The sequence below is a fragment of the Streptomyces sp. NPDC006012 genome, from assembly GCF_042871185.1.
Taxonomy (GTDB): domain Bacteria; phylum Actinomycetota; class Actinomycetes; order Streptomycetales; family Streptomycetaceae; genus Streptomyces.
The window spans coordinates 59,876-73,610 of sequence record NZ_JBIAIE010000030.1 but is presented as its reverse complement, the minus strand read 5'-3'; the positions used below and the strand labels follow the sequence as shown (position 1 = coordinate 73,610).

Sequence of the window (13,735 nt, the reverse complement as noted above, 5' to 3'; positions counted from 1 at the left end):
CCTCTATCCGGACATGAGCCTCACCGGGACCGCGTTCCTCTACACGACCCTCGTGCTGAGTGTCGTCGCCCTCATTCTGCCGCTCGTCCTGTGGTCGCGGATGCGGGGGCCCAAGGCCCTGCGCGTCGTCACCCGGGTGCTGATGCTGCTGTTCGCCCAGGGCACCGCCGTGACCCTGGTCTTCGTACTGGTCAACAACTCCAACAACCTGTACGACAACTGGGCCGACCTGTTCGGCACCGGCAGCCATGTGCAGCAGGCCGCCGACCTCGGCCGGGACGGCACCGGCGGCCTGGCGCTGGCGCGGCTGCCCCGGGTGGAGCAGAGGTTCCAGGCGGCCGACGGACCCGGTATGCACGCGGCAGGCGGGGTGCGCGTCACCCAGCTCAAGGGCCGGGTGTCCGGGGTGAACGCCGAGGTCTACGTCTGGCTCCCGCCCCAGTACGGCCGGCCCGCCTACCGGAACCGGAAGTTCCCCGTGGTGGAGCTGCTGCCGGGCTACCCCGGCTCGGCGAAGGCGTGGTTCGGCTCGATGAAGGCGCACGAGCAGTTGCTGCCGCTGATGGAGAGCGGCCGGGTCGCCCCGTTCATCCTGGTGGCGCCGCGCACCAACCTGCTGGCCGGGGTGGACACGGGCTGTGCGAACATCCCCGGCACGGTGAACGCCGACAGCTGGCTGAGCATCGACGTGCCCAGGATGGTCATGGACAACTTCCGCGCCGAGCCCGCGCCGTCGGGCTGGGCGGTCGCCGGGTACTCGGCGGGCGCCCACTGCGCGGTCAAGCTGGCCGTGGCCCACCCCGACCGCTACCGGGCCGCGGTGAGCCTCTCCGGCTACAACGACCCGATCGGTGAACGCAATTCGCTGGCGTCCCAGAGCCCGGCCGTGCGCGCCGCGAACAACCCCTATCTGCTGCTGAAGAAGTCCCCGGTACCGCCGCGGATCGCGCTCTACCTCTCCGGCGAGTCCGGCGACGGCTATCAGGCGGGCGTGGCCCTCGAAGCGGCGGCCAAGGCTCCGACGACCGTGCACGTGGTGTATCTGCCGCGCAGTGCGGGCGGGCACACCATGGCGCTGTGGCGGCCGCAGGTGCCGGAGGCGTTCCGCTGGCTGACGCTGCAGACGGGCCAGGGCCGCGCCGGCCGCGGCACTACTCCTCCGTCACAGTCGACCGCCGGTTCCACGCACGCGGCGCTCGCCAGTGGAAACGCATCGCGAGCAGGCGTAGGACGAAGGCGGTGACGGCCGCGAGGGCGCTGGTGAGCGGGGTCAGCGCGGCGTAGTGCAGGCACAGCGCCACCAGGGCGGCGCCGACGATCGCCGGGACCGCGTACAGGTCGCGGTCCCAGCGCAGCAGGGAGGGAACCTCGTTGGCGAGTACGTCGCGCAGCACACCGCCGCCGACCGCGGTGGCGACACCCAGGGCAGCGGACGCGGTCAGGCCGAGCCCGTAGGCGTACGCCTTCGTCGTGCCCGCCACGCAGAACAGGCCGAGGCCCGCCGCGTCGAAGACGTTGACCCCGACCTGGATGCGCTCCACCTGGGGGTGCAGGAAGACGACCAGCAGGGCGGCGAACAGCGGGGTGATGAAGTAGCCCAGGTCGGTGAAGGCGGCCGGCGGCACGGCTCCGATGATCACGTCACGGAACAGGCCGCCGCCGAGCGCGGTGACCTCGGCGAGCACGGCGATGCCGAAGACGTCGAAGTTCTTGCGGACGGCCAGCAGCGCACCGGAGATCGCGAAGACGAAGATGCCGACGACATCGATGGCGTGCTGGACGGAAGGGCCGAAGAATTGCTGGAACACCCCACCATTCTCACCCAGAGAACGGTGCGCACCTTGTAAAGCAAGGCGATTGCCTCGTCCCGGCACAGACAGAACGGGAGAGCGCGCCCCGCGCACTCTCCCGTTCGCAGCCGTGGACGGCCTCGGTCGGCCGCCTCCGCTAGGAGTTCTTCGGCCCCGCCGTGCCGCCCGCCTCGCCCTCGTCGGAGGCTTCGGCGGCGGTCTCCTGCGCCGCGTCCTCGGAAGCGGAAGCATCCGCCTCGGACTCCGCCGCCGGCTCCGCGGTCCGAGCCGCCTCTTCGGCAGCCGGCTCGGCAGCTTCCTCCGCACCCTCGGCCGAGACCGCCGCCGCCACCGCGGCCGACGTCTCCGCCGACTCCTCCAGGACGGCGTCCGGAACCAGTTCCCCGGCTTCCTTCGCGGCGGACAGCAGGACCGTGTCCTGCGGCGCCTGGTCGGCGAAGTTCTCCGGGTGGTGGCAGGCCACCCGCTGGCCGGGCTGCAACTCCAGGAGCTGCGGCTCGGTCGTCCGGCAGATCTCCGTCGCCTTCCAGCAACGGGTGTGGAACCGGCAGCCGCTCGGCGGCGCGATCGGCGAGGGGACGTCGCCCTTCAGCAGGATGCGCTCGCTCTTGGCGTTCTTCCGCCTGGGGTCCGGGATCGGGACCGCCGACATCAGCGCCTTGGTGTACGGGTGCATCGGCGCCTTGTACAGCGCCTCGCGGTCGGCCAGCTCCACGATCTTGCCGAGGTACATCACGGCGATCCGGTCCGAGACGTGCCGGACGACGGAGAGGTCGTGCGCGATGATCACGTACGTCAGGCCCAGCTCTTGCTGGAGGTCGTCGAGGAGGTTGACGACCTGCGCCTGGATCGACACGTCGAGGGCCGACACCGGCTCGTCCGCCACGACCAGCTTCGGATTGAGCGCGAGCGCGCGGGCGATGCCGATGCGCTGGCGCTGGCCGCCGGAGAACTCGTGCGGATAGCGGTTGTAGTGCTCGGGGTTGAGACCCACGACCGACAGCAGCCGCTGCACTTCCTTCTTGATACCGCCCTCGGGCGTGACGCCCTGGAGCCGGAAGGGAGCGCCGATGATGGTGCCGATGGTGTGCCGCGGGTTCAGCGACGAGTACGGGTCCTGGAAGATCATCTGCACGTCGCGGCGCAGCGGGCGCATCCCACCGACACCGAGGTGCGTGATGTCCTTGCCCTCGAACTCCACCTTGCCCGCGGTCGGTTCGAGCAGCCGGGTGATCAGCCGGCCCATCGTCGACTTGCCGCAGCCCGACTCGCCGACCACGCCGAGGGTCTCCCCGGACCGCACCTCGAAGTCGAGGCCGTCGACCGCGCGCACCGCGCCGGCCTGCCGCTGGAGCAGGCCCTTGCGGATCGGGAAGTGCTTCTGGAGCCCGGTCACCTTCAGCAGGACCTCGCCGGGAGCGGCGTCCTGGTTCAGGGTCGCCGTCCCCGCGGACTTCGCCGCGGCGCCGTCGCTCTGTGCAGGGATGCTCACTGCGTTGTCCTCTGCGTTCTCACTCACAGCTTCGGCGCAATCTCTTCGGTCCAGATCCGCTCCCGCTGCTCCTGCGACAGATGGCAGGCGGCCCAGTGGCGGCTGCCGATCTCGGTCAGTTCGGGGCGGACCGTGCGGGTGACGTTGTCCTTCGGCAGATCGGCGTACGGGCAGCGCGGGTTGAAGGCGCAGCCGGACGGGACGTTGATCAGGGAGGGCGGGGAGCCCTTGACCGGGATCAGGCGGTCCTGCTGGTCGCGGTCGAGCCGCGGCATCGAACCCAGCAGGCCCCAGGTGTAGGGGTGGCGGGGTTCGTAGAACACCTTCTCGGCCGGTCCGCGCTCCACGCAGCGGCCGCCGTACATCACCAGGATGTCGTCGGCCAGTTCGGCGACGACGCCCAGGTCGTGGGTGATGATGATGACCGCGGAGCCGAACTCCTTCTGCAGATCGCGGATCAGGTCGAGGATCTGCGCCTGGACGGTCACGTCGAGGGCGGTGGTCGGCTCGTCCGCGATCAGCAGTTCGGGGTTGTTGACCAGCGACATCGCGATCATCGCGCGCTGGCGCATACCGCCGGAGAACTCGTGCGGGTAGCTGTCGACCCGCTTGTCCGGCTGCGGGATGCCCACCCGGTCGAGCATCTCGACCGCACGCCGCTTGGCGGTCTTCTTGTCGACGTTGTGGTGGATCCGGTACGCCTCCACGATCTGCTGGCCGATCGTGTAGTACGGGTGCAGAGCGGACAGCGGATCCTGGAAGATCATCGCCATCTGCCGGCCGCGCAGCTTACGCACGTGGTCGGCGTCGGCGGAGAGCAGTTCGGTGCCGTCCAGCCAGATCTCGCCGGAGATCTGGGCCTTGCGCCTGCCGTACTGGCCGGCGGTGTGCAGGCCCATGATGCCGAGCGAGGTCACCGACTTGCCGGAGCCCGACTCGCCCACGATGCCGAGGGTCTTGCCCTTCTCCAGCTTGAAGCTGAGCCCGTCGACCGACTTGACCAGGCCGTCGTCGGTCGGGAAGTGCACCTTCAGGTCGCGTACTTCCAGGAAGCCGGTCGGCGCGGGCGAGTCGCTGGTGGGCTCGCCCACGGCCGATCCGGTCTTGCTGAGTTCGGTCATGCGAGCCTCACTCGGGGGTCGATCACGGCGTAGAGGATGTCCACGACCAGGTTGGCAATGAGCACGGCGAGCGAGGTGATCAGGACGACGCCCAGAATGATGGGCAGGTCCTGGTTCTTGATCGCGTTCAGCACGGCCTGGCCGAGGCCGGGCAGGTTGAACGTGGTCTCGGTGAGGATCGCGCCGCCGATGAGGGCTCCGAGGTCCATGCCGAGCATGGTCATGATGGGCGTCATCGTGGAGCGCATGGCGTGCTTGCCGATGACGGTCTGCTCCCGCAGGCCCTTGGCGCGGGCCGTACGGATGTAGTCCTCGCCGAGGATCTCCAGCATGGTGGCCCGCGTGATACGGGCGTACATCGCCGCGTAGAGGAAGGCGAGGCTGACCCAGGGCAGGATCATGCCGCCGAACCAGCCGGTGAAGCTGTCCGAGAGCGGCACGTACTCCGCGTCGATCCAGCCGAGCCCGTAGGAGAAGACCGCCAGGACGAGCAGGCCGGTGAAGTAGATGGGCAGCGAGACGCCCGCCAGCGCGACGACCATCGCGCCGCGGTCCCAGATGCTGCCCCGCTTGAGCGCGGAGAGCACTCCCGCCGCGACACCGAAGACCAGCCACAGTACGGCGGCACCGAGCGCGAGTTCCAGGGTCACCGGGAAGCGGTCGGTGAGCACCGGCCAGATGGCCTGCTCGCTGCGGAAGGAGTAGCCGAAGCACGGCGCCGAGCAGTGGGTGACGTCGCCGCCGGCCGAATAGGTACGGCCTGCGAAGATGCCCTTGAAGAACTCCCAGACCTGGGCGTAGATCGGGTCGTTCAGGCCCAGCTTCACCCGCACGGCCTCGACGGCAGCGGGGTCGGCCTGCTTGCCCACGAAACTCGATGCGATGTCGACGCCCGCCCACTTGGGGACGAGGAAGAAGATGCCGAAGACCACCACGATGATGACCACTAGCATCACTACGGCGGCGAACAACCGCCTGATGAGGTAAGCGAGCACAGCTCTCGGCCCGCCGCGGGCCGCGGGCACCCGGGGCCCCCACCGCCTCAGGGGCGGGGGAGGTGTCCCGGGTGACCCGCGATCACGCGTCGCCGGCCTTCACCTGCCTTTCGTGCCGTTCGGCGGGTGTGCCGGTTTACTTCGGGTTCTTCAGACCGAGGTTGACGAAGTCGTACATGCCGCTGTAGCCGTCCGACGTGTAGACGTTCGCCAGGTTGCTGGAGCGCCAGTTGATGAACTTCTCGAACACGAAGGGCAGGTAGTACCCGCCTTCCATGACCTTGTGGTTGATCTGCGTGGAGATCTGGGCCTTGCCCGCGTCGTCCAGCGTGGTGGTGTACTGGTCGAACAGGCCGTTGATGGCCTTGTCGTCGATCAGGGCGTAGTTGTTGTTGCCGCTCTCGTGGATGTAGCTGCCGTCCCACAGCGGCCGACCGAAGCCCTGGACGGACGGGAAGTCCGGGCCCCAGCCCATGATGATGATGCCGTAGCCCTTCTTCTGCACATTCGAGGGGCTGCCGATGATGCCGGTGGTCTGCGAGCCGTCGAACTGGTCGATCTCGACGGTGATGCCGATCTTCTTCAGCGACGCCTGCAGGGACTGGGCGGTGGCCACCTCGACCGGCTTGTTGTTGCGGACGGCGATGGTGGTCTTGAAGCCGTTCGGCTTGCCGCAGGCCTTCAGCTCTTCCTTGGCCTTGGCGACGTTGCCGCTCTTGCCCGCACCGGCCAGCTGGTACGGGTCGTACTTCTGGCCCTCGGCACCGGCCACCGACGGGGGCAGCATGTTGGTGCCGATGTCACCACCGGCGACCGGGCCGCCACGGGCGGTCTGCAGCGACACGTGGTCGGCGCCGTAGATGACGGCCTTGCGGCAGTGGATGTCGTCGAACGGCTTCACGCTCTGCGGGAAGACCGCGTAGCGGATGTAACCGGAGACCGGGTTGTCCAGGTTCTCCTTGTGCTGCTTCAGGGCCTCGGTGCGGCCCTGCGGCGACATGCCGGTCTGGTTCGCGTCCAGGTCCAGGTCACCGCTGATCAGGCGCTGGTCGAGGTCGTTGGCGTTGGAGAAGAACTGCATCGTGATCTTGTCCGGGTACGCCTTGCGGACCGGGTCCGACGCCTGCTTCCACTCGGTGTTGCGGACCAGGGTGAGGTCCTTGCCCGGGTTGTAGGACTCGAACTTGTACGGGCCCGAGGAGAAGGGGTGCAGTTGGTACTTGGACTTGGTGTCCTTGTCCTGGCGGACCGGGGAGGCCGAGGTCAGACCCAGCATCTCCTCGAAGTCCGAGTTGGCCTTCGGCAGGTGGAAGACGATGGTCTTGTCGTCCGGGGTGTCTATCGCCTTCAGGCCCAGCTTGTCCGCGGACGTGTCCTTGTAGGGACCCTTGTACTCACCCTTGGGGTCGAGCACCTCCTGCAGGTACGTCGGACCGCCGGAGAGCACGTCCTGTGCCCACACCCGCTCGATGCCGTACTTGACGTCCTTCGAGGTGATCGGCTTGCCGTCTTCCCACGTGCTGCCGTCGCGCAGCGTGTACGTGTACGTCTTGCCGTCAGCGCTGATCTTGGCGAGACCCGTGGCGAGGTCCGGGGTCAGCTTGGCGCCTTCCTTGCCCGCGGCCGGCGAGTTCGTGACGAGCTGACGGCTGTAGTAGCGGGAGAAGTTCCACATGAAGCCGTAGTAGCCGCGGGTGGTGTCCCACGAGTCGGCGTCCTGGGCGGCGCCGAACTTCAGCGTGCCGCCCTTCTTGGCCAGGGATGCCTGGGCGACCTTGTTGTTCGCGGCGTCGAAGCCCGCGGCCCCGTCCTTCGAGCCTTTGTCACCGCTGCCGCCGCCGCACGCCGCCGTGGTCAGCAGCGCGGCGGCCGCGGCAACCGCGGCCAGGGCCTGCTTGCGCCGCCCTGAGGCGCGTTGGGTAGTCACGATCTCGGATCCTCCGGATTTGATGAGAGATCCCGTGTTGGAGCCACGGGTCGCTTGGGGGTACGGCAGGTCAGCGGGAGCCCTTCGGGTCCAGCGCGTCACGCACGCCGTCGCCGAAGAGGTTGAAGGCAAGAACGGTGATGAAGATCGCCACACCCGGGACCACCATGTACATGGGGTCCGAGTCGTAGTAGTCGATCGCGCTCGACAGCATCTGCCCCCAGGAAGCCGTGGGCGGCTTGACGCCCACGCCCAGGAAGCTCAGTGCCGCCTCGGTCAGGATGTTGGTGGGGATCATCATCGTCGTGTACACGATGATGGGCGCCACGAGGTTGGGCAGCAGTTCCTTGAAGAGGATGTACAGCCGCCCGGCGCCCAGCGATCGGGCGGCCTCGACGTACTCCCGCTCGCGCAGGGACAGCGTCTGGCCGCGCACCACACGTCCGATGTAGGGCCAGCCGAAGAAGCCGATGACCAGGATCATCACGAACACGCGCACGTTCGTACCGGTCAGCCCCAGCATGTTGCTCGGCATGACGGAGACGAGGGCGATGATGAACAGCAGCTGCGGGAAGGCCAGCAGGCCGTCCATGATCCGGCTGATGACGGAGTCGACCCAGCCGCCGAAGAAGCCCGCCAGGATGCCCAGGACGGTGCCCAGGACCACGGCCACGACCGCCGACAGGAAGCCGACCAGCAGCGAGATCCGGGCGCCGTAGAGGATGCGGGCGAAGATGTCACGGCCGTTGACCGGCTCGACGCCCAGCAGGTGGTCGCCGCTGATGCCACCCAGCGAACCGGTGGGTGTGCCGAACAGCGGGTCGATCAGGTTCTCGTGGTACACGTCGGGGTCCTGCCCGACGAGATTCGAGATCACAGGCGCGAGCAGGGCGATCACGATGAGCGCCAGGACAACGATGCCACCCGTCAGGGCGAGCTTGTCCCGCTTCAGGCGTTCCCAGGCGATCCGCCCCAAGGAGCGTCCCTGTACGGCCTTCGCGTCAGCGCTGACAACCGCCGCTTCCTCGGCCGCACTGGGGGCCGCTTCCGCGGTCGGCTCGTGCAATGGTGCCGTCATCTGGCAGGGACCCCTCTCAACCGGCGACAGCCGGGCCGCACTTGCCGCGGTGGCGGCATGATTCAGTCCGTCGTACAACTGGGGCGACAGGCCCCTTGGTGCCGGAGTCTTCAACGCATCGGCGATCTGTTGCCAGACTTGGCGGCGAAAGGATGCGCAAACGTGATGCTGTCTGCAAGCTTCCGTTATCCGGACAGTGGGTAACGGGGGTCGGACGAGGAGAAGTTTTACTAAACGGACAGATGAGGCCTTTATGGCCCGCTCTACACGCGAAGATCTCTTGCTGACATCTCGTCAGCTATTCTCGTGTGTACCGTCTGTAACCGCTCGGTTTCACTGCCGGTCGCGTCCGCCGGCGACGGAACGGGGTCAGTACCGACCCTGGACCGGCGGATAGCCGTACCCGGCCGCCGGGGCCTGCCCAGGGGCGGCGTGCGCCTCACGGTCGTAGAAGGGGCGGGCGCCGGCCCGCATCCACATGACGACCGGATCGTGCTCGTCGGTCATCGCCACGGTCGACACCGGCAGGCCGTCCGGCACCGCACCCATCGACTGCTGCATCATCGCCCGCACCGAGTCCACCGCGGGCGGCGAGGTGTCGTACACGTCCAGGCCGATGGCCAGGTAGGGCGCCCCGAGGGCCGGCTGCACCCAGGCGCGGCGCAGCGAGCGGACCACCGAGGTGCGATGGGCGTTCTGCGCGAGCAGGGCGTAGAACTGCGGAATCTCGATGCCGGGTTCCGACAGCCGGAGCGGGCCGGCCGGCTGGCGGTCCAGGCCCGTGGCGATGCGGCGCAGATCGAGCCAGGGGATGCCGACGCCGCCGCCCGGGGCATGCGGATTGAGCCAGATCCCGTAGTGGTCCGGATAGAGGGTGCGGGCCACGTCGAGCCCGTCGACCACCTCGTACGAGCGGTTCCAGCCGCTGGCGGAGAGTTCCTGGGCGGAGGTCACGCACGGGGCGTAGCCGTAGCCGTCGACCTCCATGGTTCCGTACTGGGCGTCGGGGGAGCCCGCCTGACCGTGCCACAGGAGCATCCAGACCTGGCCGGATCCGGGGGTCGCGAGCGCGCGCAGAAGCGCCTCGTAGGCGTCGTAACGCCCGGGCGTGACCTGGCGCAGCGTGTGTTCGACGCTGCCGCTGAGGCTCGCGCTCACCTGACTTACCGCCTCTTCTTCGACTACCCCGCGTTCGGGAGACAGCTTATGCGTCCGGTGGCCCGGGGATCCTTGTTCGCCGGCGGGTGCGTGGTGGGTCGGACAGCGCTCCCAGGGGGCGCGGGGCCGGGCCGGTGTGCGGGTCCGTCGCACGGAGGCACCCGCGGCCCCGCCACGGGGGCCGCCCGGCCACGAGGCCGCCGCGGACGACCGCTGCCGGACGAGGTCCGGCGGCGCCGCGGACGACCGGCCGAAGCCGGCCGTCCGGCACCGCCTCGGACCACCGGCCGAAGCCCGGCCTGCGACACCGAGCCACGGGTGCCGCGGCAACCGGCGGCCGGTACTCGGCGACCGACGACCGCCGAGCGGCCGGCCGGCGGACATCCCGCCCGGCCCTGCGCGGCGCCCCCTACTCGCCCTGCTGGTAGAAGGGCCGCACGTGGTCCCTGAGCCAGTCGCCCACCGGATCCTCGGCGACGTCCAGCAGGACCAGGTTGACCGGCCACCGCACCGGGACCTGGGCCAGCGCCCGGCCCAGGGCCGCCAGCGGCAGCTCCCGCAGATCGCCCTCCCACTGGGAGAGCTCGACGCCGACGAACAGCGCCGGGTCCGCCGTCTCGACGGCCGCGAGGCACCGGCGGGCGGTGCGGATCACGCCGATCGCCGCGAACTCGGCGGAGGCGGCGGACAGGAAGTCCACCGGATCGTCCTGCCAGTCCGGTTCGAACAGCCGGACCCGGCCGCCGCCCGTCGGGGCGCCCAGCGCGGTGCGGTCCGCCCGGCACAGTTCGGCCACCGCTTCCGGCGGGAGCGGGATGCCGACCACCCCGCCCGCGTTGACGGCGATGCCGACCTGCGGGGGCAGACCGCGGGCGAACTCCACGGCGGGCGCGATGGTGTACGACATGTGGGCGCCGACGACCTGGCGGAACTGCTCCTCGGAGCTGAAGACCGGGACGTACGCCTGGCCCTCGATGTCCACGGTCGGCAGGTCGAGGGAGCCGCTGTCCGGGCCGCCGCCCTCCGGCAGCGGGATCCAGAAGAAGCTGCGGCCCAGGACCTCGACGATCCGGCCGCCGGCCGAAGGGACGCCGAGGGAGGCGGAGAGCACCTCCTCCAGCTCGTTGCCGGGCCATCCGCCGTGCGGATGGGGATGCGCCTGTGCCGGAAAATCCGCTGGAAAGTCCGCCGGGAAGTCCATGTGCCTACCGCCTGCTGGAAAACACTGCTGTGGCTGGAAAGGCTAACGGGTACCGGTGACAGCCCCTCACCCTGCGAAGCCGATCCGGTGCAGCACGTCCGCGGCGTCCCGGTCGAGCAGCACCGCAGAACCGCAGCCGGCGGGCAGGTCCCCCCGCTCCACCGCGCGCAGCAGCCGGGCGGCCGCCCTGCGGTGGCGCAGAAAGGCGTAGCGGGAGACGCCCCGGCCGCGCTCGCGCTGCCCGTCGCGGGCCGTGGCGGACGGGACGTCGAGCAGGATCAGGTGCAGCGTGCCGCCGCGGCGCCGGGCCTCGCGGGCCAGCCAGCGGCGCACCCAGGACTGGGTGCCGCAGTCGTGCACCACGACGCCCTCACCGGTGCGCAGGGCGCGGCGCAGCGCGGCGTAGTGGGCGAGGCGGACCAGGGGGCGGTAGAGCACGTACGGAAGGAAACGGGGGATCCGGGCCTCCCAGCGGTCCCGGGTGTCCTGGGAATCGATCCTGGCGGCCCCGGCGCCCTGCACCGCCCGGTCCATCAGGGTCGACTTGCCGCTGCCGGGCAGGCCCGTGACCACGGCCAGGTCGTGGCGGCCGAAGTGCAGGGCGCGCGGGCTGTGGCCGGCTCGTTCACGCAGGTCGCGGACGACCGGCGCGGGTCGCTCCGCGCACCGCCCGGCGGCCCGGCAGGCGGGCTTGTCGGGTAGCGCGAGACCCGTGTTCGCGGCGTACGCCGTGGTCCTGTTCACCGTGATCGTCCTCCCCTTGGGGTCTGGACATCCCCATGCCCGTCGAGTGTAAAGAGAAGGTAATGCGCGGTGTCTCACTGTGCCGTGCGCGTTCTGCCACAGCCCGGTCACGGATCAGGTCTGCCGTGCGGCGGCGAGGCGTGCAATGATGAGCGCGCCAACTGCATACCGGCCGCTTGAATCCGCGCGGGAGAGTTCCCAGCAGTCCTGCTGGGACGCCGAAGGAGCAAGTCCCTCCCTTGAATCTCTCAGGCCCCAGTCACCGCGCGGGCGAGGCACATCTGAAAAGCGGGCCGCTGTCCGGTGGCTCCACCCAAGGTGCAAGCCGTGACCGCCGTACGACGCTGCGTACGCCGCCGGTCATGGCGAACCTCTCAGGTTCCGATGACAGATGGGGAGGACCTTCCCCGCCCTGCCCGCGCTCGGCCCCGCCCGCGCGGGCGACCCCCATCGCCCTGGGAGACGACCGACCGATGAGCAGCACCGAATCCCCGCGTCCGCGGCGTACCGCGCTGGACGCCCTGCACCGCTCGCTCGGCGCGACGATGACCGACTTCGCCGGCTGGGACATGCCGCTGCGCTACGGCTCCGAGCGCGACGAGCACCTCGCCGTACGGACCCGGGCCGGGCTTTTCGACCTCTCGCACATGGGTGAGATCACCGTGACCGGCCCGCAGGCCGCCGCGCTGCTGGATCACGCGCTGGTCGGCGACATCGGCGGCGTCAGGACCGGCCGGGCCCGGTACACCATGATCTGCCGGGCCGACGGCGGCATCCTGGACGACCTGATCGTCTACCGGTTGGCCGAGCACGAGTACATGGTCGTCGCGAACGCGTCCAACGCCGAGGTGGTGCTCGACGCCCTGGTGGAGCGCTCCGCCGGCTTCGACGCGCAGGTCCGCGACGACCGCGACGCCTACGCCCTGCTCGCCGTACAGGGCCCCGAATCCCCCGGCATCCTGCGCTCCCTGACCGATGCCGACCTGGACGGCCTGAAGTACTACGCGGGTCTGCCCGGCACCGTCGCCGGCGTGCCCGCGCTGATCGCCCGTACCGGCTACACCGGCGAGGACGGCTTCGAGCTGTTCGTGGCGCCGGGCGACGCGGAGAAGCTCTGGCAGGCGCTGACCGAGGCGGGCGCCGCGGCCGGACTGGTCCCGTGCGGGCTGTCCTGCCGGGACACGCTGCGCCTTGAGGCGGGCATGCCGCTGTACGGGCACGAGCTGTCGACCTCGCTCACGCCGTTCGACGCCGGGCTCGGCCGGGTGGTGAAGTTCGGCAAGGAGGGCGACTTCGTCGGCCGCGAGGCGCTGCTGGCCGCCGCCGGGCGGGCCGAGCAGAACCCGCCGCGGGTGCTGGTCGGCCTGGCCGCCGAGGGCCGCCGGGTGCCGCGCGCCGGGTACCCGGTGGTCGCGGGCGGCGCGGTGATCGGCGAGGTCACCTCCGGTGCCCCCTCCCCCACCCTGGGCCGGCCCATCGCCATGGCGTACGTCGACGCGGCGCACTCCGCGCCGGGCACGGCGGGCGTCGGCGTGGACATCCGCGGCAGCCACGAGCCGTACGAGGTCGTGGCGCTGCCGTTCTACCGGCGGCAGAAGTAGACACTGGAACCACGGGACGTGTGCCACCGCCACCGCCCGCCACGCACCGGAACCCGGGGCCGCGAGCCGCGGCCGGAATCCGGGACCGGACCCGTGCGGCGGGCGGCCACCGCGGGCCCGACCCGCTGTGACGCCGGGCACACCGCCCCGTCCACCAGCGCCCTCCCCCTTTCCCACGTCATCAGCACTCCCCCGCGTACAGGAGAATTCAAGCCATGAGCAACCCCCAGCAACTGCGCTACAGCAAGGAACACGAGTGGCTGTCGGCCGCCGCGGACGGCGTCTCGACGGTCGGCATCACGGAGTTCGCGGCGAACTCTCTCGGTGATGTCGTGTTCGTGCAGCTCCCGGAGGTCGGTGCCGGCGTGACCACGGGCGAGACCTGCGGCGAACTGGAGTCGACCAAGTCGGTGTCCGACCTGTACTCCCCCGTCACCGGCGAGGTCACCGAGATCAACCAGGACGTCGTCGACGACCCGTCACTGGTGAACTCGGCCCCCTTCGAGGGTGGCTGGCTGTTCCGGGTGCGCGTCACCGGGGAGCCGGACGACCTGCTCTCGGCCGACGAGTACGTCGCCTTCACCACCAGCGGCTGAGGAGTTCTGGC

General features: G+C 70.0%; 12 protein-coding genes and 1 riboswitch. Of the genes, 3 read left to right on the top strand and 9 right to left on the bottom strand.

Features of this window, described 5'->3' with window-relative positions:
* Window positions 1-13 precede the first annotated feature (13 nt).
* Entirely contained in the window at window positions 14-1,243 is a 1,230-nt protein-coding gene (locus ACFYPJ_RS33860) for an alpha/beta hydrolase (protein ID WP_389025420.1), read from the top strand.
* Here ACFYPJ_RS33860 and ACFYPJ_RS33855 read toward each other — a convergent pair.
* The 9 genes from ACFYPJ_RS33855 to ACFYPJ_RS33815 all read right to left on the bottom strand — a co-directional run bounded on the left by ACFYPJ_RS33855 (window position 1,152) and on the right by ACFYPJ_RS33815 (window position 11,527).
* Window positions 1,152-1,808, bottom strand: a complete 657-nt coding sequence (locus tag ACFYPJ_RS33855) for a trimeric intracellular cation channel family protein (protein ID WP_389025418.1) — start codon at window positions 1,806-1,808, stop codon at window positions 1,152-1,154. The two genes, ACFYPJ_RS33860 and ACFYPJ_RS33855, sit on opposite strands and share 92 nt — an antisense overlap.
* Window positions 1,809-1,947: 139 nt before the next feature.
* Complete coding sequence (locus ACFYPJ_RS33850; RefSeq protein ID WP_389025416.1) at window positions 1,948-3,303, bottom strand: ABC transporter ATP-binding protein; 1,356 nt, start codon at window positions 3,301-3,303, stop codon at window positions 1,948-1,950.
* 23 nt (window positions 3,304-3,326) lie between these two features.
* The gene (locus ACFYPJ_RS33845; RefSeq protein ID WP_389025414.1) at window positions 3,327-4,424 is read right to left on the bottom strand and encodes an ABC transporter ATP-binding protein; all 1,098 of its coding nucleotides are present in this window, start codon (window positions 4,422-4,424) and stop codon (window positions 3,327-3,329) included.
* Complete coding sequence (locus tag ACFYPJ_RS33840; RefSeq protein WP_389025413.1) at window positions 4,421-5,419, bottom strand: ABC transporter permease; 999 nt, start codon at window positions 5,417-5,419, stop codon at window positions 4,421-4,423. Before ACFYPJ_RS33840 ends, ACFYPJ_RS33845 begins: the two co-directional genes overlap by 4 nt.
* Before the next feature lie 136 nt (window positions 5,420-5,555).
* Window positions 5,556-7,346: an ABC transporter substrate-binding protein gene (locus ACFYPJ_RS33835; RefSeq protein WP_389025411.1), complete on the bottom strand. Its 1,791-nt coding sequence runs from the start codon at window positions 7,344-7,346 to the stop codon at window positions 5,556-5,558.
* A gap of 70 nt (window positions 7,347-7,416) precedes the next feature.
* Window positions 7,417-8,424 (bottom strand): ABC transporter permease, encoded by a 1,008-nt coding sequence (locus tag ACFYPJ_RS33830; RefSeq protein WP_389025409.1) that lies wholly within the window; start codon window positions 8,422-8,424, stop codon window positions 7,417-7,419.
* Window positions 8,425-8,793: 369 nt separating this feature from the next.
* The gene (locus ACFYPJ_RS33825) at window positions 8,794-9,582 is read right to left on the bottom strand and encodes an enhanced serine sensitivity protein SseB C-terminal domain-containing protein (protein WP_389025407.1); all 789 of its coding nucleotides are present in this window, start codon (window positions 9,580-9,582) and stop codon (window positions 8,794-8,796) included.
* A gap of 409 nt (window positions 9,583-9,991) precedes the next feature.
* Complete coding sequence (locus tag ACFYPJ_RS33820; RefSeq protein ID WP_389025405.1) at window positions 9,992-10,783, bottom strand: enhanced serine sensitivity protein SseB; 792 nt, start codon at window positions 10,781-10,783, stop codon at window positions 9,992-9,994.
* A gap of 66 nt (window positions 10,784-10,849) precedes the next feature.
* A complete protein-coding gene (locus tag ACFYPJ_RS33815; protein ID WP_389025403.1) occupies window positions 10,850-11,527 on the bottom strand; it encodes an AAA family ATPase in 678 nt (225 codons plus the stop codon).
* Window positions 11,528-11,704: 177 nt separating this feature from the next.
* A riboswitch (glycine riboswitch) is annotated at window positions 11,705-11,802 on the top strand.
* Window positions 11,803-12,000: 198 nt separating this feature from the next.
* Here ACFYPJ_RS33815 and gcvT point away from each other — a divergent pair.
* Both gcvT and gcvH read left to right on the top strand, forming a co-directional pair.
* Window positions 12,001-13,128, top strand: a complete 1,128-nt coding sequence (gcvT, locus tag ACFYPJ_RS33810; RefSeq protein WP_389025402.1) for a glycine cleavage system aminomethyltransferase GcvT — start codon at window positions 12,001-12,003, stop codon at window positions 13,126-13,128.
* 215 nt (window positions 13,129-13,343) lie between these two features.
* Complete coding sequence (gcvH, locus tag ACFYPJ_RS33805) at window positions 13,344-13,724, top strand: glycine cleavage system protein GcvH (protein ID WP_389025400.1); 381 nt, start codon at window positions 13,344-13,346, stop codon at window positions 13,722-13,724.
* Window positions 13,725-13,735 lie beyond the last annotated feature (11 nt).